This window comes from Paracraurococcus ruber (assembly GCF_004353985.1).
GTDB classification, from domain to species: Bacteria; Pseudomonadota; Alphaproteobacteria; order Acetobacterales; family Acetobacteraceae; genus Paracraurococcus; species Paracraurococcus ruber.
Map to the genome: position 1 here is coordinate 1 of NZ_SMOA01000084.1, position 21198 is coordinate 21198.

The following is a 21198-nucleotide window of genomic DNA, read 5'->3' on the forward strand; positions in this document are numbered from 1 at the left end:
AGCCGGATCCCAGGACCACAACACACCAATCCAACCCACGCGGGGTGGAGCAGCCCGGTAGCTCGTCAGGCTCATAACCTGAAGGTCACAGGTTCAAATCCTGTCCCCGCATCCAAATACATCGCAAACCCCTTGCAGGCACCAGCCGCAAGGGGTCGTGCGTGTTTGACCAACCGTCGCGCCGGCAGCCCGATATCGACGATCATCCGGTCGCCATGCGCCGGGTGATGGCCGTCATCCGCCCCTTTCCGCTGATCGGCCGCTGCACCGCCGATATCGGCGCGGTCTGGCACGCCGTCGGGCGCCTCGACCCGCCCTCGCGCCACGCATGGCCGGCTTGCTCAGCCGCAGTCCGCATGCACCCACGGGCCCGCCCAGGCCAGGTTCAGCCGCCCCCGCCGCCCGTGCCACGCACCAGCGGCACGCAGACCCAGCGCGGCCCCTCCGCCGTCGCCAGGGCCCCGATCGCCGTCTCCACCCCATAGGCCGACCGCAGCCGGTCCGGCGTCAAAAGCGCCTCGGGCGGCGCCGGCCCTTCCAGCCTCCCATCCCGCAGCACCGCCGCACGGTCCCCCACCAGGAAGGCCTGGTCCGGGTGATGCGTCGTCATCAGCACGGCCAGCCCGTCCCGCGCCGCCAGATCGCGCACCTGCCGCAGCACTAGCGCCTGGTTGCCGAAGTCGAGGCTGGCCGTCGGCTCGTCCAGCACCAGGCACGCGGCCTCCTGCGCCAGCGCCCGCGCGATCAGCACCAGCTGCCGCTCCCCGCCCGAAAGCTCCGTCACCGGCCGATCGGCCAGATGCGCGATGCCGAGCCGCGCCAGCGCAGCCTCCGCCACCTGCCGGTCCTGTCGCCCCGGCGCCGCGAGCAGCGGCAGCCGGGCAGCGCGGCCCATCGCCACCAGCTCCCGCGCCGGGTAGGCGAAGCCGCCGGGCGTCGCCTGCGGCACATAGGCCAGCCGCCGCGCCACCACCCGCCGCGGCAGCGCCCGGATATCGGCATCGCCGAGCCGGACCCGGCCGGCGAGCGGCGGGATCAGCCCCAGCAGGGTGCGCAGCAGCGTCGTCTTGCCGCCGCCATTCGGCCCGAGCAGGCAGAGCACCTCGCCGGCCGGGAGCGCGAAGCCGATCCCCGCCGCGACCATCCGCCGCCCATGCCCGACCGCCAGCGCCTCGGCCCGCAGCAGCGCCGTCACGCGCCACCCCGCCCGGCCCGGGCCAGCAGCCAGAGGAAGAGCGGCGTGCCCAGCACCGCCGTCAGCACGCCGAGCGGCACCTCCACCCGCCCGGCGCTGCGCGCCAGCGTATCCACCGCCAGCAGGAAGGCCGCGCCCAGCACCAGGGACAGCGGCAGCAGCCGCCGCAGGTCCGGCCCGCCCAGCAGCCGCGACATATGCGGCACCACCAGCCCGATCCAGCCCACCGCCCCGGCCAGCGCGGTGACCGAGGCCGTCGCCAGCGTCGCGCAGGCGATGGCGACGAGGCGCAGGCGGCCGGTCTCGACGCCGAGCGCGCGGGCCTCGTCCTCCCCCAGCGTCAGCAGGTTCAGCCGCCAGCGCAGCAGCAGCAGCCCGGCCATGCCGAGCAGCGCCGGCGCCGCCGCGGCCAGGATGTCGGCCCGCGTCGCGCCGGAAAGCGTGCCCAGCAGCCAGAAGGTGATCGCCGGCAGCTGGTTGTAGGGATCGGCCAGCACCTTCAGCAGCGCGATCCCGGCGCCGAGCAGCGCGCCGAGGACGATGCCCGCCAGCACCAGCACCAGCATCGGGTCGCCCTGGCCGCGCACCAGCCCGGCCAGCGCGGCGACGCCGCCAACGGCCAGGATCCCGCCCAGGAAGGCCATGCCCTGGATCGCCACCACCGGCAGGCCGAGCACGATGCCGAGCACCGCGCCCAGCGCCGCCCCGGCCGAGACGCCGAGCAGGTCCGGCGAGGCCAGCGGGTTGCGGAACATGCCCTGGAAGGCGGCGCCCGCGGTGGCCAGCGCGGCGCCGACCAGCAGCGCCGCCGCCACGCGCGGCAGGCGCACATTCCAGAATACGATGGCGGCGGGGCCTTCGGCGCGGCCCAGTAGCAGCGCCGGCAGCTCCGCCGGCGCGATCGGGAAGCGGCCGGTCGCCAGCGCTGCCAGCACCGCCGCCAGCAGCGCGCCGGAAGCGCAGGCCCAGGCGAGCGCGGCGCGGCTCATGCCGGTCTCATGCCAGGCCGCCGCAGGCCGGCCTCCCCACCCCGGCGCGCCTGCGGCGCCAGGCCTTGCGGCAGGCGGCCTGCGCGACCCCGGCTTGTCGCCTTCGGCGACGGGTACCGGCTGGGCGGGGCTGCAGACCGCGCCGCGCGCAGGCCGGGCTGCCGCCGGTCACGCCGCCAAGGACGCCACCGGTGCGGGCGTCGCGGCATGGGCTGCCGCCGTCCGGCGGCCGGGTGTGGCCCGCCACGGCTCACGCCCGGCCAGGCAGCGCCTGGCGCAGCATCGGGGCAAGCTGCGCGGCCTCGGGCCGGCGGTGGAAGAGCAGGGCGTAGAGCTCGGCGACCGTCTCCGCCAGGCCATCGGCGGGCGCGGCGCCGAACAGCACCGGCAGCCAGGCGAGCCCGAGCAGCCGGTTCACCGAGGGCGGGAAATCCACCCAGCCATGGGGCAGGGCCGGCACCAGGGCGAGCCGTCCGGCCCGCACCGCGCCCAGGCTGCCCCAGACCGGATCCTGCCGCGCGAAGCCAGGGAAGGCCGGGTCCATGGCGATCACCCAGTCCGGGTTCCAGGCCAGCACCTGTTCCGCGGAGATGGTCGCCAGCCCGCCGCCGCCCAGGCCGCTGGCGGCGACATTCTCCGCCCCGGCGAATTCGATGATCTCGCTGTTGATCGACCCGGCCAGCCCCGTCTCCTGCCCGCGCGGCCCGCGGACATAGAGCACGCGCGGCCGGCCGCGGGCGCGCAGCCGCTCGGCCGCATCGGTCGCGGCGGCCAGGATGCGGGTCGCCGCCGCGGCCCGCACCGCCGCCGCCGGCGCCCGGTCCAGGATCTCGCCCAGCCGGCGGTAGGTCTCCGGGATCAGCGGCAGGCGGCCATCCAGCAGCAGCATGGGCAGCCCGGTCTGCGACCGCACCCGCTCGGCCAGCGAGACATGGGTCGGGCCGATGCCGCCATAGTCGAGGACGAGGTCGGGCCGTTGCGCCAGCACCGCCTCGAGATTCGCGCTATTGTCCCGCCCGGTCAGGCGGCCGGTCGCCGGCAGCGCCGCCGCCTCGGGCGGCAGGAAGGCCAGCTCGGCGGGCCGCGGCCCGCGGCCGGGCCAGCCGGCCAGCATCTCCGGCGCCAGGCTCCAGAGCAGGATGGCGGCCGGCGGCCCGGCCGCCAGCACCCGCGCCACGCGGTCCGGCACGGCGATGCGGCGGCCGGTGGCATCCGCAACCTCCCGCGCCAGGGACGGCGCGGCGAGACCGATGCCGGCCAGGCCCAGCAGCAGCGCGCGGCGGGGCGGGGCCGGCATCTCAGCCGATGCCGGCCATGGCGCCGGAGGCCTTCGCCACCGCGGCCGCCTCGCCGCCGGCCTGCCGGCCCGGCTCCTCCGCCGCCTCCCTGGTGATGGCGGCGGCGAAGGCCATGCCCGGCGCGACCGCGACCCGCACAGGCGTCGTGGCGGCGCGCGGCGTCACCTCCAGGATCCGGCCGGCGGACTGGTTGCGGGCGGAGCGTTCCAGCATGGCGGCCTCCCGGGGCGGTCTGGCGGCCCCGTATAGACGGGCCGGCGGGGGAGGGATATCTCCGATCGTGAATAGCGCGGCAAGGCGGCGCCGTAGAGCGGATCCCGTTCAGGTGGAACCACCTGAGCGGGTGAAGATCCCCGTCGATTCAAACGACTGGAGCGGCTGCCGTGCGCCATGGCGAACGGCAACCGTTCTAGCCGCCTGCCACCCGAGGCGCAGCGCCTCGGCCGGCCGGACGTATGACGGGTGGGCGGGCCAGGCCTGCCGCGCCGCCTGGCGCCCCCCGCGTCAGGCGCCGCCGGCCTCGGGCGCCGGGCCGGCGGCGGATTGCGCCGCGGCCTCCACCGCCCGGTAGCGGGCGATGAGGCGGCGCCCCGCCTCGGTCAGCGCGGCGCCGCCGCCCTTCCGGCCGCCCGGGGCCCGCGCGACCACCTCCTCGCCGAGGATCGTGTCGAGCTGCGACACCAGGCCCCAGGCGCGCGGATAGGACATGCCGAGATGGCGCGCGGCGGCGGAGATGGAGCCTTCGCGGTCGATCGCCTCCAGCAGCGCGACCTTGCCCGGCCCGACCCGGCCCGCGGGCAGGTCGAGGCGGATGGTCACGCGGGCCGGGCTTGCGGCGGTGGCGGGCGAGGGCATGGGACCATCTCAGCGCAATGCGGCAGGGCTGTCAGCAGCGGGGGCGGGCTCGGCCGGTCGCCACATCGCCCGGTGTCGGCGGCGCGGGCGGGCGGAAGCCGCTGCGCTCGGGCTTCGGGCCGAGCAGCGGCGTGCCGCCCAGGCAATCCGGCCCGCGCACCGGCAGGCTGGCGTTGTCGCGGCCGACCAGCGTGACCACGCTCGTGCCGATGGGGCTCGGCCGCGACGGCGACCGCGGCGCGAAGGTGCCGGAGGCCGCGCCCCGCGCCTGGGGCACCTGCCGCGGCAGGCCGCGCCGCGCCAGGTGCAGCCAGGTCGGGCACCTCGAGCCGTGCCGGCGCCCCGATCCCGTCCAGGGCGCCGCCCGTGGCCCAGGGCTCCGGGGACCTCGACGGTGCAGGCCGGGCCATCCGGCCGCCCCTGGCGCGGGCAGGCGGCGCTGTCGGTCCAGGGCGTGCGGTTTGCGGCCGAGGAAGGCCAGGCCGGCCTGGATGGGCGGCAGCGCATCCGTGGCGGTCTCGCCCGGGCGAAGCGCGGGGCCCATCGCGGTCCGGCCGGCGCCTGCGCCGGCCGGACCGGCAGGGGCGGGCGGGTCATCCGGGGCATGCCGGCACCTCCCAGGGGGTGGCGGGCGGCGCGCGATGGTCGAAGGTCACCGCCTTGATCAGCGCCCAGACCGGCAGGCCCGGCCGCAGCGCCAGGCGCGCCACGCTGTCGCGCGTGACGCGGGCAAGCAGCGTCGTCGGCCCGGCGGCGAGGCGGAGGAAGACCTCGCCCGCCTCCCCCGCCGCATCGATGGCGGCGATGGTCACCGGCAGGATGTTGCGGGTGGACAGGCCGCGCGGCTCCTCCGTCGCCACCGCGACGTCGCGGGCGCGGATGCGCACCCGCAGCCGCGTCCCCGGCGGCCCGGGCTGCGCCGTGGTGAGCAGCGCCCCGCCCGCGAATTCCAGCAGCCGCAACCCGTCGGCCGCATCGCCGACCACGCAGGGCAGCAGCACCCCGGCATCGCGCCGGCCAGCGAGCGGCGCGAGGTCGGTGCGCGCCGTCAGCGCCTCGACCGGGCCGGCCGCCAGGACCCGCCCCTCCTCCAGCAGCACCATCTGGTCGGCCAGCGCATCCACCTCGTCCAGCGCATGGGTGACGTAGAGGATCGGCAGCCCGGCGGCGTCGCGCAGCCGCGCGAGGAAGGGCAGCACCTCCGCCCGCCGCGCGGCGTCGAGCGCGGCGAGCGGCTCGTCCATCAGCAGCAGGCGCGGGCGCGACAGCAGCGCCCGCCCGAGCGCGACGCGCTGCCGCTCCCCGCCCGACAGGCCGGCGGGGCGGCGGTGCAGCAGATGGCCGATGCCGAGCAGCATGACCACCTCCGCCATGTCGGGCCCGGCGGCGCCGCGCGGCGCCCGCCGCAGGCCGTAGCGCAGGTTGGTCTCGACGCTGAGATGCGGGAACAGCCGCGCATCCTGGAAAACCAGGCCGCAGCGCCGGCGCTCCGGCGGGACGAAGGCGCGGGTGGCGGTGTCGAGCAGCACCTCGCCGCCGATGGCGACGCGCCCCGCCTGCGGCCGCAGCAGCCCGGCGACGGCGGCGAGGATCGTGCTCTTGCCGCAGCCGGAGGGGCCGAACAGCGCCGTCACCCCGGCCGCCGGCACGGCGAAGGCGGCGTCGAGGGCGAAGCCCGCCCGCCGGGCCGCGCCCCAGCCCTGCCCGAAGCGGTGCCGCAGCGCGACCTCGATCACGGCGCCCGCCTCCGCAGGGCGATCATGCGGCCGTCACCGGCCCGGGCGCCGCGGGCGGATCACGCGCCGCGCCCCAGCAGCCGGCCGAGATGCCGCGCGATCGCTTCCGCCAGCAGCAGCCCGGCCACCGCCAGGGCGAAGGAGACGAGCGCGAGCCGCGCCGCCACCGCCTCGCCCCCCGGGGTCTGCGTCGCGGCATAGATCGCCAGCGGCAGGGTCTGCGTCTCGCCCGGGATGTTGGACGCGAAGGTGATCACCGCGCCGAATTCGCCGAGGCCGGCGGCGAAGGCGGTGACCGCGCCGGCCAGGATGCCGGGCGACATCAGCGGCAGGGTCACGGTCACGAAGCGGTCCAGCGGGCCGGCGCCGAGGGTGCGCGCCGCCGCCTCCAGCCCGGGATCCACATTCTCCAGCCCCAGGCGCACCGCGCGCACGATCAGCGGGAAGGACATCACCGCGGTGGCCAGCGCCGCGCCTTCCGTCGTGAAGACCAGGCGGATGCCGAACCAGTCCTGCAGCGGCGCGCCGATCGGGCCGCGCACGCCGAACAGCATCAGCAGGCCCCAGCCGACGACGACGGGCGGCACCACCAGCGGCAGGTGCACCAGCGCGTCCAGCAGCATCCGGCCGGGGAAGCGGCCGCGCGCCAGCAGCCAGGCGATGCCGACCGCCGGCAGCAGCGAGACGAGCACCGAGCGCGCGGCGACCTCGAGGCTCAGCCGGACGGCCATCCACTCCTCGGCGGTGAGGCCGGCCACGCGCGGTCAGCGCGCCAGGCTGAAGCCGAAGCGCTGCCAGGTCGGCGCCGCATCCGGCCCGGCGACGAAGCCGAGGAAGGCGCGGGCGGCGGCATCGGCCTCCGCCCGGCGGGTGAGGGCGAAGGGATAGGTGATGGGCGGGTGGCTTTCGGCCGGGAAGGCGGCGACGCTGCGCACGCCCTGGCTGGCCCGCGCGTCGGTCTCGTAGACGATGCCGAAGGGCGCCTCCCCGCGCTCGACCAGCAGCAGCGCGGCGCGGACATTGTCGGTGCGGGCGAGGCGCGGCGCGACCGCGTCCCACTGGCCCATCCAGGTCAGCGCCGCCTGGGCGTAGCGGCCGACCGGGACGTTGGACGGGTCGCCGGTGGCGATGCGGTCGCGCGGCCCGAGCAGGGCGGCAAGGTCGGTGCCGCGTGCCAGGGTCACCCGCGCCGTGGAATCCGCTGGCGCGATCAGCACCAGGGCGTTGCCGATCGGCGAGACGCGCGTCGCGGCGGCGACCAGGCCGCGGTCTTGGACATAGTCCATCCAGGGCTCGTCCGCCGACATGAAGATGTCGGCCGGCGCGCCCTGCTCGATCTGCCGGGCGAGGGCGGAGGAGGCGGCGAAGGAGAAACGCGGCGCCGGGTTGCCGCGCGCCCGCCACTGCTGGCCGAGGTCGCGCAGCGCATCCGTCAGGCTGGCCGCGGCGAAGACGGTCAGCGGCGCCTGGGCGCGGGCGGCCGGCGCGGCGGCGAGGCCGAGCAGGCCGGCGAGGAGAGGGCGTCGCAACATGGGGGCGTCTCCCGTGGCGCTATAGCCCACGGGCAATAGCCCAGTCCACGCCCCGCGTCCACGGCCGGTGTTTACGCCAGGCTGGGCCGCGGCCTTCAGCGCAGGATCAGCGGCGACAGCACGGGCGCCATCAGCATCTCGAACTCCAGATTGGTGGCGCTGACGATGTTCTCGACGATCAGGCCATCCCGCAGCCGGGCGACATGCGTCTCGTCGAACAGGATCGACCTTCCGGTGGGGGCCAGGCCGAAGAAGGCCCTGGCATGGCGTTGGCGCGACTGGAACCGCGTGACCACGCGGGTGCCGTCGGCGGAGGCGAACTGGTCCAGGATGGTCAGCGGCGCCTCCGCCGGGAAGGCATCGACGAAGCCGGCGATGATCGCCTTGTACTCGTCGAGCCCGTCGATCGGCCCCGCCGGCTTCAGCCCGGTGATGCCCTGGATGCGCGGATGGGCGGTGGCGTCGGCGGCGGCCAGGTCGCCGCGGCCGAGGAAATCCGCGACGAAGCGGCGGACGACGCCGAGATTGTCCGGCATGGTTCTCAGCCCCGGAACAGGATCTCGGCGCGGAAGGCGCCGGGCGGGTCGCGGTGCAGGCCGAGATAGGCATCGGCGATGCGGTCGGGGTCGAAGGGCGTGCCGGGCGCGACCTGGCCGCCCACCGTCACCGTCGCGGCATGGATGCCTTCGGGCGCCAGCTCGGCATGCAGGCTGAGCGCGAGGCTGCGCAGCCCCGCCTTGCCGATGGCCAGCGAGGCGGCCGGCAGCCAATGCGTCGGGTCGAGCGCGAGGCCGCCGCCGGTGAGCAGGATGGTCCCGCGCCCGGCCCGCCGCATGCCCGGCAGCACCGCGCCGATGGCGGCCATGGCGCCGCCGACATTCACCGCGAAATCCGCCGCGAGCGTCGCCGGCGTCTGCGCCGAGGGCGGCGCCAGATGCGCGGCATAGGCGTTGTAGACCAGCACCTCCGTCCCCGGCGGGATGGCGGCGGCCAGGCCGGCGGGATCGGCGGCGTCGGCCGCCGCCAGGGCGATGCCGGGCCCGGCCAGCGCCGCATGGCGGCCCGGGCTGCGGGCGAGGCCGAGGACATCGAAGCCGGCCGCGGCGAAGCGCCGCGCGACGGCGGCGCCGATGCCGGGCCCATAGCCGATGACGACGCAACGAGGGGTCATCCGATGCTCTCCTTCGATCTCGCCTGAGATTTCACCGGCGATTAGGATGAACAAGATCCATTGCGGTGATTTCGTCATGAACCTCATTCATAATGCGGGACTGGACCTGAACCTGCTGCGGGTCTTCGACGCGGTGATGCAGGCGCGCAGCGCGTCCGGCGCGGCCGGGCTGCTGGGCGTCTCCCAGTCCGCGGTCAGCCATGGCCTGGCGCGGCTGCGGGAGATCGCCGGCGACCCGCTCTTCGTCCGCAGCGGCGGGCGGATGGAGCCGACGCCGCGGGCGCAGCGCATGGCCGCGCCGGTGCGGGATGCGCTGGTGCTGGCGGCGGAGACCCTGCGCGGCGATGCCGGGGCCGCCTTCGATCCCGCGCGCGGCCGGCGGGCCTTCACCATCGGCGCCGGCGACTATGCCGCGACGGCCGTGCTGGGCGGGCTGGTCACGGAGATCGCGGCCGCGGGCTGGGATATCGGCCTGTCCGTCCTGCCGGCCGACCGCTTCACCGCGCCGCGCATGCTGGATGCCGGCGAGATCGACCTGGCCATCGGGCTGCTGCCCTTCAGCCAGCACTGGCACGAACGCCAGGCGCTGTTCGTCGAGACCCAGGCCTGCCTGTTCGACGGCCGCCGGCTCGGCCTCTCGGCCCCGGTCTCCGTCGCGGAGTTCCTTTCCCTGCCGCATCTCGTGCCGTCGCTGAAGGGCGAGTTCGACAGCTTCGTGGACGAGGAACTGGCGGCGCGCGGGCAGGCCCGGCGCAGCATCCTGGCGACGGCGCATTTCCTGTCCATCCCGCTGCTGCTGCGCAGCACCGCCGCCTTCGCCACCCTGCCGACGCGGCTCTGCGCCGCCTGCGCCAATGCCGCGTCGCTGACGATCAGCCCGCTGCCGGTGCCGGTGCGGCAATTCGAGGTCTCGATGCTCTGGCACAGGCGGGACAGCGCCTCGGCCGCGCAGCGCTGGCTGCGGGACCGGATCGCCGCGACCAACCCGCCCGACCCGCGGGACCCGCCGCCCTGCCCGGGATGAGGCCGCCGCCCCCGCCTTGCCCGGGGCCGCCGGCGCCTGCCATCGTCCCGGCCCCGAGGGAGGACAATCCATGGCCAGGCTCGCAGGCAAGGTCGCGCTGATCACCGGCGCCGGCACCGGCATCGGCCGCTGCACCGCGGAGCTCTTCGCGCGGGAGGGCGCCCGCGTCGTCATCGCCGAGATCGACGCGCCGAGCGGCGAGGAGACCGCGCACCGCATCGCCCGCGCCGGCGGCGAGGCGCTGTTCCTCCGCACCGACGTGAGCGAGCCGGAGAGCATGGCGGCCGCCATCGGCGCCGCCGTGCGGCACTACGGCGGGCTGCATGTGCTGCACAACAATGCCGGCGGCTCCACCAGCGTGGACGACACGGCGGTTGAGGCGCCGCTCGAGGAATTCTGGCGCGCCATCAAGCTGGACCTGTTCGGCACCTTCCTCGGCTGCCGCTTCGGCATCCCGGAGATCATCCGCTCCGGCGGCGGGTCGGTCATCAACATGGCCTCGGTCGTCGCGCTCATGGGCTTCCCGGGGCGGGATTGCTACACGGCGGCGAAGGGCGGCGTCGCGGCGCTGACCCGGTCGCTGGCGGTCGAGTTCGGGCCGCGCAAGGTGCGGGTGAACGCCATCGCCCCGACCGTGACGCTGACCGAGCGGGTACGGTCGCTGCTGGCCGGCAATGCCGCCATGCAGGGCCTGGCGGACCAGCATCTGCTCGGCCTCGGGGAGCCGATGGACATGGCGCAGGCCGCGCTCTACCTCGCCTCGGACGAGAGCCGCATCGTCACCGGCACGATCCTGCCGGTCGACAGCGGCCTAGTGACGGTGTGACCGCCATGGCCGACCTGACGCATATCGGCTTCCTCGGCCTCGGCCAGATGGGCGCGCCCATGGCGGAGCGCCTGCTGGCCCCCGGCATCCGGCTGCATGTCTTCGACCCGCGGGAGGCGGCGATGGCGCCCTTCGTCGCGCGCGGCGCGCAGGCGCATGCCTCCCCGAAATCCGTGGCCGATGCGGCCGGGATCGTCTTCGCCTGCCTGCCCAGCGGCATGGTGAGCGAGGCGGCGGCGCTCGGCCCCGACGGCGTCTTCCATGGCGCGGCCATCCGCATCCATGCCGAGATGTCCACCATCGGCCGGCCGGTGGTGCAGCGCATCGCGGCGGGGCTGGCGCCGCGCGGCATCGCGCTGGTGGATGCGCCGATCAGCGGCGGCCCGGCCGGGGCGCGGGCCGGCACGCTGGCGATGCTGGCGGCGGGCGCGCCGGCGGCGGTGGCGGCGCTGCGGCCCTACCTGGAGCGCATCGGCAGCCGGGTCTTCGTGCTGGGCGAGCAGCCGGGCCAGGGCCAGGTGATGAAGCTGGTGAACAACCTGATCTTCGCCGCCAACGCGGTCGCCGCCTTCGAGGGCTTCGCGCTGGGCGCCAAGGCGGGGCTCGATCCCGACACCATGGTGGCGATGGTCAATGCCGGCACCGGCCGCAACTTCGCCACCGAGGCGATCATGCCGAAGGTGCTGAGCGGCGCATTCGGCTTCGGCGCCGCCATCGCGGTGGTGGACAAGGACGTCACGCTGGGCCTGGAGGAAGGCCGGGCGCAGGATGTGCCGATGTGGGCGATCGAGCAGGCTGCCCGCGTCTGGCGCTTCGCCGCCGGCCAGGGCCATGGCGGCGAGGACATCGCGGAGCTGGCCCGGATCATGGAAGGCTGGGCCGGCGCGCAAATCCGCAGCAGGGCCTGACCCGCGGGTTCCAAGGGCCTTCCGGCCCTTGGCGGGGTGAGCGCGGGAGGGGACAGGGGACCCCCATGACGATGCAGCGCATCGTCATGGGAACCCCGCAGCGCCCCTCTCGCACTCTACGCCTTGAGCTGTTCGGCGATCGGCAACTCGCGGATGCGCTTCCCCACCGCGGCGAAGATGGCGTTGCACAGCGCCGGCGCGAAGGGCGGCAGGCCGGGCTCGCCGACGCCGCCGGGCGGCACCTCGATCCCCGCCGGGACGATGTGCACCCTGACCTCGCGCGGCGCGTCGTCGATGCGGCAGACCTCGTAGTCCGTGTAGTTGGACTGCTGCACCTGGCCGCCCTTGAAGGTGATGGCGCTCTTCATCGCGAGGCTCATGCCCATGACGCAGGCGCCTTCCATCTGCGAGCGGATGCGGTCCGGATTGACGAAGAAGCCGCAATCCACCGCCACGTCCACGCGCGGGACGGAGACGCGGCCCTGGTCGTCCACCGCCACCTCCACCACGGTGGCGACATAGGTCACGAAGCTGCGATGCGCGGCGATGCCCAGGCCGTGCCGCGGCGGCAGGCTGCGGCCCCAGTCCGCCTTCTCCGCCGCCAGCTCCACCACCCGGCGCAGGCGGCCGGTATCGACCGGGTACTTCCGCGGGTCCTCGTTGTAGTTCCAGTACTGCGTCGGCTCGGTCCCCTGCGGCAGCGGGATCTGCCGCGGCGGGCCGATCAGCTCCAGCAGGTAGTCCTTCTGGTCGCGGCCGGCGGCATGCGCCAGCTCCGCCGCGAAGGACTGCATGGCGAAGACATGCGGCACGTTGAGGACGGAGCGGAACCAGCCGATGCGGGTATGCGCCTCGGCCTCCCCGTTCTCGATCCGCAGGTTGGGCACGGCGAAGGGCGTGTCCTGGAGGCCCATGCCGACCTCGAAGGCCATGCCGTGCTTCGGGTCCGGCGCGAAGATGCTGCCGATGGAGGGGAAGACGCTGCGGTGCAGCCAGGCGCTGGCGCGGCCTTCCGCATCCAGCCCGGCTTCCAGGTGGTCGGCCGCGACGGTGTGGAAGTAGTCGTGCTGGATGTCGTCCTCCCGCGTCCAGACGACCTTCACCGGCTGCCCGTCCATGGCCTGGGAGAGCAGCGCCGCCTCCACCGCATAGTCGCACTTGGACTTGCGGCCGAAGCCGCCGCCCAGCAGCTCGCAGGTCACGGTGACCTTCTCGATCGGCAGCTTCAGGCGCGCGGCGACCTCGCCGCGGACGGAATAGGGGCTCTGGGCGCTGGTCCAGACCTCGCAGGCGCCGTCGCGGATGCGGGCGGTGGCGGCCGGCGGCTCCATCTGCGCATGCGCCAGGTGCGGCGTGTAGTAGTCGGCCGCGACGCGCTTCGCCGCCTTGGCCAGGGCGTCGGTCGCATCGCCCTCGTCCCGCAGGCGGCGGGCCGGCTTGCGGGAGGTCTCGGTCAGCGCAGCGCGATAGGCCTCGCTGTCGTAGCCGGCATGCGGGCTGTCGTTCCAGCGGAGCTTCAGCGCCTCCCGCCCCTGCATGGCCGCCCAGGTGTTGCGCGCCACCACGGCGACGCCGCCCAGCGGCTGGAACTTCGCCGGGGCCGGCGTGCCCTCGATCCGCACCACCTTGACCACGCCCGGCACCTTCAGCGCGGCGCCGTCGTCCACCGCGGCGAGGCTGGCGCCGAAGACCGGCGGCCGCGCCACCACGGCGAAGAGCATGCCGGGCAGGATGGTGTCCTGGCCATAGACGGCGCGGCCGGTGGTGATGTCGAAATTGTCGACCAGCCCCAGCTCGCCCTTGCCGATGTAGCGGAAGCTCGCGGGATCCTTGAGCCTGATCGCCTCCAGCGCCGGCGGCCTGAGCTTCGCGGCATCGGCCGCCAGCGCGCCATAGCCCAGCGTCCGGCCGGTCGGCGCATGCACCACCTCGTGGTTGCGGGCCGCCACCTCCTCCCGCTTCACGCCCCAGCGGGCGGCCGCCGCATCCTCCAGCAGCATGCGGGCGGCGGCGCCGCATTCGCGCATCGGCTGCAGGAAATGCCGCGTGCTGCGGGACCCGTCGGTGTCCTGGTTGCCGTAGCGCGGCTCGTCGCCCGGGGCCTGCCTCACGCGGACCTTCGCCCAGTCGGCGTCCAGCTCCTCGGCGATGATCATCGGCAGGCCGGTGCGCACGCCCTGGCCCATCTCCGCCCGGTGGCAGAGGATGGTCACGATGCCGTCCGGCGCGATGGAGACGAAGACATGCGGGTCGCGCACCACGCCATGCGGCATGGCGTCGGCGCCGTACTTGGCCTCGGGCGCCGCCTCCACCGCGGCGGCGGGCAGGCGCAGCGCCAGCAGCAGGCCGCCGGCGGCCACCCCCTGCAGCAGCAGGCGGCGGGAAGGCTGTTCGATGCTGATGCGCGCCATGTCACACGGCCCCCCGGGCGGCGGCCTTGATGGCCGCGCGGATGCGCTGATAGGTGCCGCAGCGGCAGATATTGCCCTGCATGCCGGCGTCGATCTCCTCGTCGGTCGGGTTCGGCGTCTGCTTCAGCAGCGCCGCCGCCTGCATGATCTGCCCGGCCTGGCAGTAGCCGCATTGCGCGACGTTCTGGCTGCGCCAGGCCTTCTGCACGGGGTGGCCGCCATCATTGCTCAGCCCCTCGATCGTCACCACCTGCTGGCCGTCGAGGTCGCCCATGGCGGTGGCGCAGGCGCGGGCCGCATCGCCGTTCACATGCACGGTGCAGGCGCCGCAGGCGGCGACCCCGCAGCCGAATTTCGTGCCCACCAGCGCCAGCTCGTCCCGCAGGTACCAGAGCAGGGGCATGGCGGGGTCGCCGTCGAAGGACCGATCCTCGCCGTTCACGCGCAGCTTGACCATCGTGATCCCTCCTCCCGCCCGGCACGCATGCGCCGCGGGTCATGCGATGAATGCCCGAGGGGCGGTTCGCGTTCGGCTTGCATCGCCACCCGGAACGGATCGGGGGCGGGGGGGTGCCTCGTCGGCGGCGCCCCTGGCTGGTATGAGGACGCCCGAGACACCGGAGACGACGCGCCCGACCATGCCATCCAGGAAGACTCCCGCCGTGCGCGCGGCCGAGGCTGCGGGACTCGATTTTCGCCTGCTCGAATACGACTACGACCCGGATGCCGATTCGGTCGGGCTGCAGGCCGCGGCGGCGATGGGCATACCCGCCGCGCGCGTGTTCAAGACGCTGGTCTGCGTGCTGGATGGCGGGGAGATGGTCTGCGCCGCCATCCCGTCCGATGCTCGGCTGTCGCTGAAGGCGCTGGCCGTCGCCGCGGGCGCCAAGCGGGCGGAGATGAGCGACCCCGCGAAGGCCGAGCGCAGCACCGGCTATGTGGTCGGCGGCATCAGCCCCTTCGGGCAACGCAAGCGCCTGCGCTGCTTCCTCGACGCCAGCGCGGCGACGCATGCCGAGATCGTGGTGAATGGCGGCCGCCGCGGCCTGCAGATGGCCGCCGCGCCGGGCGCGGTCGCCGCGGCGCTGGAAGCGGTGCTCTGCCCGCTGCAGTCCGAATGACGAAGACCAGACAGGGGAGGACGCCGGCATGAGGGCGCTGGTGGTGGACAAGCCGGAGGCCGGGCAGACCGCCCGCGCCGCGTTCCGCGATTTCGCCGAGGCCGAGTTGCCGGAGGGGGATGTCCTCCTCCGCGTCACGCATTCCACCGTGAACTACAAGGACGGGCTGGCGGTGACCGGCCGCGCGCCCGTGGTGCGCCGCTTCCCGATGGTGCCCGGCATCGACATGGTGGGCGTGGTGGAGGAGTCGGCGGCTCCCGCGGTGAAGCCGGGCGACCACGTCATCCTGAACGGCTGGGGCGTGGGGGAGACGCATTGCGGCGCCTATGCCCCGCGCGCCCGGGTGAAGGCCGACTGGCTGGTGCCGCTGCCGGAGGGCATCGCACCGGCGGAGGCCGCGGCGATCGGCACCGCCGGCTACACCGCCATGCTCTGCGTCATGGCGCTGGAGCGGCACGGCATCACGCCCGATCGCGGCCCCGTGCTCGTCACCGGCGCCGCCGGCGGCGTCGGGTCGGTCGCCATCGCGCTGCTCTCCAGGCTCGGCTGGTACGTGGCCGCCAGCACCGGGCGGCCGGAGGAGCAGGCCTATCTGGAATCCCTCGGCGCGAAGGAGGTGGTGCCGCGCGACCGCTACGCCGGCGGCCCGGCGCGGCCGCTGGGCAAGGAGGTCTGGGCGGCGGCGGTGGACACGGTGGGGTCGAAGACGCTCGCCGGCGTGCTGGCCGAGGTGAGGTATGGCGGCGCCGTCGCCGCCTGCGGCCTGGCGCAGGGGATGGACCTGCCGGCCTCGGTAGCCCCCTTCATCCTGCGCGGCGTCGCGCTGCTGGGCGTCGATTCGGTGATGGCGCCGCGCCCGCTGCGGCTGGAGGCATGGTCGCGCCTGGCGAAGGACCTGGACCGCGATGCGCTGCGCGCCATGACCACCACGGCGACGCTGGACCAGGTGCCGGAGATCGCCGGTCGCATCCTGGCCGGCCAGGTGCGCGGCCGCGTGGTGGTGGAGATCGGCGCATGAGCGCCCCCTTTGCCGGCCCGGTGCCGCGCCGCGCCCTGCTGGGGGCCGGTGCCGCGCTGGCCGCGGCGCCGGCGCGGGCGCAGCCCTGGCGCCCGGCGCGGTCGGTGACGTTGCTGGTGCCCTTCGCCGCCGGATCGGGCACCGATGCCATCAGCCGCATCCTGGCGCAGCTGCTGGAACCCGAATGGGGCCAGCCGGTGGTGGTGGAGAACCGCGCCGGCGCCAATGGCGCGCTGGCCGCCGCCGCCGCGGCCCGCGCCGCGCCCGACGGCCTGACCCTGTTCATGACGACGAACACGCCGCATGCCGCCAACCCGGCGCTGATGAAACGGCTGGACTACGACCCGCTGGCCGACTTCGCCGCGCTCAGCCGCACCGGCAACTACAATTTCTGGCTGGTGGTGCCGGAGGCCTCGCCCTTCCGCAGCGTCGCCGACATCATCGCCGCGGCCAAGGCGCGGCCGGGCGCGGTGACCTATGCCTCGGGCAACTCCACCGGCATCGTCGCCGGCGGGACCATCGCCGCCATGGCGGGGGTGGAGATGACGCATGTGCCCTATCGCAGCACGCCGCCCGCCATCACCGATGTCGTGGCCGGGCGCGTCAGCTGCATGGTGGTGGATGCCTCCTCCTCGCTCGGCGTCGTCAGGGCGGGGCAGCTGCGGGTGCTGGGCGTGACGACGCGGCAGCGCAGCAAGCTGCTGCCGGACGTCCCCGCGCTGCACGAGGTGGGTCTGCCCGGCTTCGATGTCGCCGCCTGGGCCGGGCTGGTCGGGCCGGCGCGGATGCCGCCGGCGATGGTCGCCAGCATCAACGCGGATGTCCGGCGGGTCTGGGACCGGCCGGAGACGGTGAGGCGCCTGGGCGAGATCGGCTTCGACGGCTTCAGCAGCCCGGCGGAGGAGTTCGCCGAGTTCATCCGCACCGAGATCGACAAATGGGGCCGCATGGCGCGGGCGGCGGGGATCGAACCGGAATAGGCCTAAACCGCGATGGCGGCGCGCCGTGGCCGGATGCGCCAGGCGAAGCCGCCCTCGCCGCGATCGAGACGGCGTTCGACGGCGAGTTCCAGCCGCGGGTCATGCGCCGCCAGCAATCCTTCCCACAACGGCTGCCAGCAAGCGAAGGCGGCCGGATGGGGCGTGAGGCCGCGCATCAGGGCCCAGCTTGCCTGCGCGACATGGTCGGCCCCCTGCGCCGTCACGCGGTCGCCCTGCGCCGCGGCGACCGCCGCCAGCAAGCCGGCGAAATCGGCCGCGCCGCGGCCCGCGATGCCGGCGGCCGCGGCCAGCTCCGCATGCCACTGCATGCCAACCTGCTTCAGGGCGAGGCCGAGCAGCGCCGTCGCCTCCGCCGCGCCCCAGAGATCGATCGCGGCGGGGATGGCGGTGCGCAGATACTCCATGGCGTAGCTGCGATGGGCGCGGCGCAGCCGTTCCGCCGGCCATTCCGTCGTGTCCAGCTGCGGCGCGGCGGCGGGATCGAAGGGCGGGGGCTGCTCGCCACGGGTGAAGCGCAGCCGCTCCTCCGGCGCCAGGTCGCGGTCATGCTCGAGGTAGTAGCCCTGGAGCGCCGCGTCGCCTTCCGCCACCTGCCCGGTGCAGACGAAGCCGAGGCGCGGATTGCCGAGCGAGACGCCGTTCTGCGCATGCCAGCCGCGCAGCATGGCGCGCGAGACCTCCCCCGGGATGCCGCAGATGGCGGTGCCGTGCCAGATCCAGCGTGGCGGGGCGTAGCGGATCCAGGCCTTGCGGTCGCTCTCGGGCATGAACTCGACCGCGACGCCGCCGATGCGGTTCGAGAGGTAGTGGTACTGCGCCGAGGCGACGGCATGCGGCAGCCGGTCGAGGCCGAGCTTGGCGAGGCCGGGCAGGAAGCGTTCCTGCTGCTGGCGGCGGAACACCGCGAAGACGAGGTCGGCCGCGGCGGCCGGGCCGCGCCGCGCGACGGCGGCCAGCACCGTGCCGGTGAAGGCGGCCCGGTGCAGGTCGGCGACGGCCTGCAGGAGGGCGGGCGAGGTCATGCCGCGGGCTCCGGGAACAGTGCGGGCTGGGCGGGTGGCGGCGGTGCGGGGAGCGCGGCGGGGTCCAGCGGCCGGGCGCCGCAGGCGAGCAGGTGGTCGGCGATGGCGTCCATCTCGGCGGCCGGGCGGGTGCGGTCGTGGAAGGGGTCCCCGGCCGGGGAGCCGCGGGGGACCCAGATCACCGTCTCGTAGCGGGCGCGGGTGAGGAGCACGCGGTACTTGTTGCGCGTATAGCGGATGCGGTCCGCATTCCGCAGCAGATGCCAGTCGTCGCCGACGAAGCGGCGGCAGAGCCACTGCCCGCCGCGCCGGATGAAGTCGCCGCCCCAGCCCAGGCCGACCACGTCCAGCTCCAGGCCCTGGCAGTCGTATTCGGTGGCGAAGGTCTCCAGCGCATCGGACCCGCGCACATCCGGCCAGCATTGCAGGAACCATTCGGCGACCTCGGGCAGTTGCACGCCCAGGCCTTCCGCCCGCAGCCGCCTGGCGCCGGCCGAGGCGACCAGGCCGGCCCGCCGCTGCCCGCGCGCGAGATGCCGCAGCGCCATGCGCGCCGCCGCCAGGTCGCGGGTCAGCAGAAAGGGCAGGGCGGCCGCCCCCGCGGCGATCCGCCGCGCCGCCCCGGCATCGCCCTCCAGCACCGCATCCACCCAGCGCGCCCCGGCCTGCTCCTGCACGCTGCGCATCGGCACGGTCAGGTCCAGCGCCTCGTCCAGCGCCAGCCAGCCTGCGTCCGGCGCCGCCAGGCGCTGGACGGGGTCGGCCGCCCGCAGCACGCGCGGCGCCGCCACCGCATCCCAGCCGGCGGTCGCCGCGATCACGCGGCCCCATTCCGCCAGCCCCGCCTCGCCGGTGTTGATCTCCTGCCCGTTGCCGATCAGCGCCACCACGACCGACCAGCCGGCGCGGCGGCCCATGATCTCCAGCGTGTGCGCCGGCTCGCTCATCGTCAGGCGCGACCGCTTGTTCTGCGTGCCGGCACGCGACTTCGCCTCGTCCCAGGCGCGCTGCGCCTCGTCGAAGACGATCAGCCGCTCCGCCGGCAGGCGGCCGGGCTGGGTGGCGTAGTCCTCGAGGAAGCGGTGGACATTCTGCAGGCGCTCGCGCACCCGCCGCTCGGCCTCCCGCCGGTCGCATTCGCCGCGCGCGACGGCATCGCGCGCCAGCGCGGCCCGCAGCACCGCGACCAGCGGGACATTGCCGGTCAGGAAGGCGGCGCCGTCCTCCCGCGCCGGGCCGAAGACGGCGTTGAGGCCGCAGAGCGTCTTGCCGGCGCCGGGGATGCCGGTGACGAAGACGACGCGCCGGCGCCCTTGCGCCCGGGCGGCGCCGATATGCGCGGCAAGCGCGTCGGCGGTGCGCGTCAGGTTCGCCGCATCGGCGCGGGCGCGGGCGATCTCCTGCACGCCGTTGCGGGCATAGAGCATCGTCGCCGCCTCGATGATGGTCGGCACCGGCTGGTAGGCGGCCGCCAGCCAGGCCTGGCCGTCGAGCGGCGCCTCCGGCGCGGGCAGCGCCGCCTGCACCCAGCGGACCAGGGTGGACAGGTCCGCGGCGCCGCAGACCAGCGGATCGGTCGGGTGCTTCGGCAGCAGCCAGGGCTGCGCGGGGGGCGCGAAGCCGGTCCGCTCCGCCACCAGCACGGGCACGATGGCATGGTTGCGGCTGCCGGCATGGAAGTCGCGCAGGTCCAGCGCGTAATCCTCCGCCTCGGCCAGGGCGGCGCGGGTCGGGGCGGCGGTCTTGAACTCCAGGCAGAGGATGGCGCGGTCGGTCAGCAGCACCGCGTCGATGCGCTTCTCGAGGCGCAGCAGGTCGAACTCCAGCGCCACCGTCCAGGCCTCGCCGGCGCAGGACGCGACGGCATCGCGCAGCGCCGCCACCTGCGCCTGCCAGGCCATCCCCTGGTCCGGCGAGCCGGCGAAGCCGCGCGCCTGCTGGGCGGAGGCGAGGCGCCCGACCGTGTCGGCCGGGTCGCGCGCCAGCAATTCCGCGCCGGTGCAGGCGAACCACGCCCTCATGCGCCCACCCTCTTCGGCCAGGTCGCCAGCAGCAGGCTTCCCCCCATCAGCGCGAAGCCCAGCGCATGGGTCGTGGTGAATTGCTCGCCCAGCGCCAGCACCGCGGTCAGCGCCGCCGCCGCCGGCAGGAACATGGTGAAGATCCCCGCCACCCCGGCCGGCACGCGACGCAGCCCGGCATACCACAGCAGCAGGCAGAGCGTGCTCGCCGTCAGCCCGTGGAAGGCCAGCAGCCCGGCCAGCCCGGGATCGGCCAGGGCCGGCAGCGCCGCGGCGCTCGCCAGGGCGAAGGGCAGCAGCATCCCGGCGCTGAACACCTGCATCCAGAGGCTGGCGGTGATGACCGGCACGCGCCCGACCACGCGCTTGGCCAGCAGCACATAGGCCGCTTCCCCGCAGACGCCCAGGAAGACCAGCGCATTGCCCAGCGCCGAGCCATGCCCGTCGCCGCCCAGCCTGGCCACGGTGATGGCCGCCATGCCCACCGCCGCCAGCGCCGCCGCCGCCCAGTGGCGGGGGATCAGCCTCTCCCGCAGCCAGAGCGCGCTGCCCACCGCCACCACCGCCGGCATGGTGGCCAGCACCAGCCCGGCCTCCAGCGCCGTGGTCAGCCGCAGCCCGGCCAGCAGCGCGGCGTTGTACAGCGCGGTGCCGACCAGCGCCTGCAGCGCCAGGTTCGCCAGCACGCCGCGCGGCACCCGCACCCGCCCTTCCAGCGCCCAGGCCAGCGGCCACAGCGCCAGGCAGGCCAGCAGGCAGCGAAGGCAGAGGATGAGCGGGACGGGCAGCGCCTCCGCCAGGACCTTGCCGACCCCGACATTGGCGCCGACCAGCGCCATGGACAGGGCCAATTGGGCATAGGCGATGATCAGCGTGGCATTCCCGGCATTCCCCGGGGACCGGCATAGCATGTCCCCGCCGGGGCATGGGATGCCTTGCATGCCGCGCGCCCCGCTGCTTCCTTCCGCGCCGGAGAGACGCCGGCCGGCCGAACGCCAAGCCCGGGACACCAACGATGCTACGCCGAACCCTGCTGACCGGCGCCGCCGCGCTGGCCGCCGCGCCGCCCC

At 75.1% G+C, this 21198-nt stretch carries 22 protein-coding genes and 1 tRNA gene; 7 read left to right on the forward strand and 16 right to left on the reverse strand.

Annotated features, from left to right (window positions below; genetic code table 11):
* Positions 1–38: 38 nt before the first annotated feature.
* Positions 39–115 (forward strand) — tRNA-Met (locus tag E2C05_RS16190).
* A gap of 270 nt (positions 116–385) precedes the next feature.
* Here E2C05_RS16190 and E2C05_RS16195 read toward each other — a convergent pair.
* The 11 genes from E2C05_RS16195 to E2C05_RS16245 form a co-directional block, all read right to left on the reverse strand.
* Positions 386–1195, reverse strand: coding sequence for an ABC transporter ATP-binding protein (locus tag E2C05_RS16195; RefSeq protein ID WP_240046761.1), 810 nt, complete (start codon positions 1193–1195; stop codon positions 386–388).
* The gene (locus E2C05_RS16200; RefSeq protein ID WP_133220687.1) at positions 1192–2184 is read right to left on the reverse strand and encodes a FecCD family ABC transporter permease; all 993 of its coding nucleotides are present in this window, start codon (positions 2182–2184) and stop codon (positions 1192–1194) included. The genes E2C05_RS16195 and E2C05_RS16200 overlap by 4 nt, the downstream gene beginning before the upstream one ends.
* Before the next feature lie 250 nt (positions 2185–2434).
* Positions 2435–3481 (reverse strand): ABC transporter substrate-binding protein, encoded by a 1047-nt coding sequence (locus tag E2C05_RS16205; RefSeq protein ID WP_133220688.1) that lies wholly within the window; start codon positions 3479–3481, stop codon positions 2435–2437.
* A 1-nt stretch (position 3482) separates the two neighbouring features.
* Positions 3483–3695, reverse strand: a complete 213-nt coding sequence (locus tag E2C05_RS16210; RefSeq protein ID WP_133220689.1) for a TOBE domain-containing protein — start codon at positions 3693–3695, stop codon at positions 3483–3485.
* A 291-nt stretch (positions 3696–3986) separates the two neighbouring features.
* A complete protein-coding gene (locus E2C05_RS16215; protein ID WP_133220690.1) occupies positions 3987–4337 on the reverse strand; it encodes a winged helix-turn-helix domain-containing protein in 351 nt (116 codons plus the stop codon).
* A gap of 31 nt (positions 4338–4368) precedes the next feature.
* The gene (locus E2C05_RS34200) at positions 4369–4614 is read right to left on the reverse strand and encodes a TrmO family methyltransferase domain-containing protein (RefSeq protein WP_200306463.1); all 246 of its coding nucleotides are present in this window, start codon (positions 4612–4614) and stop codon (positions 4369–4371) included.
* A gap of 316 nt (positions 4615–4930) precedes the next feature.
* On the reverse strand, positions 4931–6073 hold the full coding sequence (gene modC / locus E2C05_RS16225) for a molybdenum ABC transporter ATP-binding protein (RefSeq protein WP_133220691.1): 1143 nt from the start codon (positions 6071–6073) through the stop codon (positions 4931–4933).
* A 59-nt stretch (positions 6074–6132) separates the two neighbouring features.
* Positions 6133–6831, reverse strand: a complete 699-nt coding sequence (gene modB / locus E2C05_RS16230) for a molybdate ABC transporter permease subunit (RefSeq protein ID WP_133220692.1) — start codon at positions 6829–6831, stop codon at positions 6133–6135.
* 6 nt (positions 6832–6837) lie between these two features.
* Complete coding sequence (modA, locus tag E2C05_RS16235) at positions 6838–7605, reverse strand: molybdate ABC transporter substrate-binding protein (RefSeq protein WP_133220693.1); 768 nt, start codon at positions 7603–7605, stop codon at positions 6838–6840.
* Positions 7606–7700: 95 nt separating this feature from the next.
* Positions 7701–8141, reverse strand: coding sequence for an ester cyclase (locus E2C05_RS16240; protein WP_133220694.1), 441 nt, complete (start codon positions 8139–8141; stop codon positions 7701–7703).
* A gap of 5 nt (positions 8142–8146) precedes the next feature.
* Positions 8147–8776: an SDR family oxidoreductase gene (locus E2C05_RS16245; RefSeq protein WP_133220695.1), complete on the reverse strand. Its 630-nt coding sequence runs from the start codon at positions 8774–8776 to the stop codon at positions 8147–8149.
* A gap of 46 nt (positions 8777–8822) precedes the next feature.
* On the opposite strand from E2C05_RS16245, the gene E2C05_RS16250 reads away from it, so the two are divergent.
* The 3 genes from E2C05_RS16250 (at position 8823) to E2C05_RS16260 (ending at position 11534) form a co-directional block, all read left to right on the forward strand.
* Positions 8823–9800, forward strand: a complete 978-nt coding sequence (locus E2C05_RS16250; RefSeq protein ID WP_158292165.1) for a LysR family transcriptional regulator — start codon at positions 8823–8825, stop codon at positions 9798–9800.
* 70 nt (positions 9801–9870) lie between these two features.
* Entirely contained in the window at positions 9871–10626 is a 756-nt protein-coding gene (locus E2C05_RS16255) for an SDR family NAD(P)-dependent oxidoreductase (RefSeq protein WP_133220697.1), read from the forward strand.
* Between the two features lie 5 nt (positions 10627–10631).
* Positions 10632–11534 (forward strand): NAD(P)-dependent oxidoreductase, encoded by a 903-nt coding sequence (locus tag E2C05_RS16260; RefSeq protein WP_133220698.1) that lies wholly within the window; start codon positions 10632–10634, stop codon positions 11532–11534.
* 116 nt (positions 11535–11650) lie between these two features.
* Here the strand turns inward: E2C05_RS16260 and E2C05_RS16265 are convergent, their stop codons facing one another.
* Together E2C05_RS16265 and E2C05_RS16270 are read right to left on the reverse strand one after the other, a co-directional pair.
* The gene (locus tag E2C05_RS16265; RefSeq protein WP_133220699.1) at positions 11651–13945 is read right to left on the reverse strand and encodes a xanthine dehydrogenase family protein molybdopterin-binding subunit; all 2295 of its coding nucleotides are present in this window, start codon (positions 13943–13945) and stop codon (positions 11651–11653) included.
* 1 nt (position 13946) lies between these two features.
* Entirely contained in the window at positions 13947–14402 is a 456-nt protein-coding gene (locus E2C05_RS16270; protein WP_133220700.1) for a (2Fe-2S)-binding protein, read from the reverse strand.
* Between the two features lie 205 nt (positions 14403–14607).
* On the opposite strand from E2C05_RS16270, the gene ybaK reads away from it, so the two are divergent.
* The 3 genes from ybaK to E2C05_RS16285 are packed head-to-tail and all read left to right on the forward strand — an operon-like array spanning position 14608 to position 17064.
* Positions 14608–15066: a Cys-tRNA(Pro) deacylase gene (ybaK, locus tag E2C05_RS16275; protein WP_240046762.1), complete on the forward strand. Its 459-nt coding sequence runs from the start codon at positions 14608–14610 to the stop codon at positions 15064–15066.
* Between the two features lie 28 nt (positions 15067–15094).
* Positions 15095–16084: an acrylyl-CoA reductase (NADPH) gene (acuI, locus tag E2C05_RS16280; RefSeq protein ID WP_133220702.1), complete on the forward strand. Its 990-nt coding sequence runs from the start codon at positions 15095–15097 to the stop codon at positions 16082–16084.
* Positions 16081–17064, forward strand: coding sequence for a Bug family tripartite tricarboxylate transporter substrate binding protein (locus E2C05_RS16285; RefSeq protein ID WP_133220703.1), 984 nt, complete (start codon positions 16081–16083; stop codon positions 17062–17064). Before acuI ends, E2C05_RS16285 begins: the two co-directional genes overlap by 4 nt.
* Positions 17065–17066: 2 nt before the next feature.
* Here E2C05_RS16285 and E2C05_RS16290 read toward each other — a convergent pair whose 3' ends face one another.
* Genes E2C05_RS16290 through E2C05_RS16300 form a run of 3 tightly spaced genes read right to left on the reverse strand, consistent with a single transcriptional unit; the run spans position 17067 to position 21039 of the window.
* Positions 17067–18107, reverse strand: a complete 1041-nt coding sequence (locus tag E2C05_RS16290; RefSeq protein ID WP_133220704.1) for a hypothetical protein — start codon at positions 18105–18107, stop codon at positions 17067–17069.
* The gene (locus E2C05_RS16295) at positions 18104–20128 is read right to left on the reverse strand and encodes a DNA/RNA helicase domain-containing protein (RefSeq protein ID WP_133220705.1); all 2025 of its coding nucleotides are present in this window, start codon (positions 20126–20128) and stop codon (positions 18104–18106) included. The genes E2C05_RS16290 and E2C05_RS16295 overlap by 4 nt, the downstream gene beginning before the upstream one ends.
* The gene (locus E2C05_RS16300; RefSeq protein ID WP_240046763.1) at positions 20125–21039 is read right to left on the reverse strand and encodes a DMT family transporter; all 915 of its coding nucleotides are present in this window, start codon (positions 21037–21039) and stop codon (positions 20125–20127) included. The genes E2C05_RS16295 and E2C05_RS16300 overlap by 4 nt, the downstream gene beginning before the upstream one ends.
* Positions 21040–21198 lie beyond the last annotated feature (159 nt).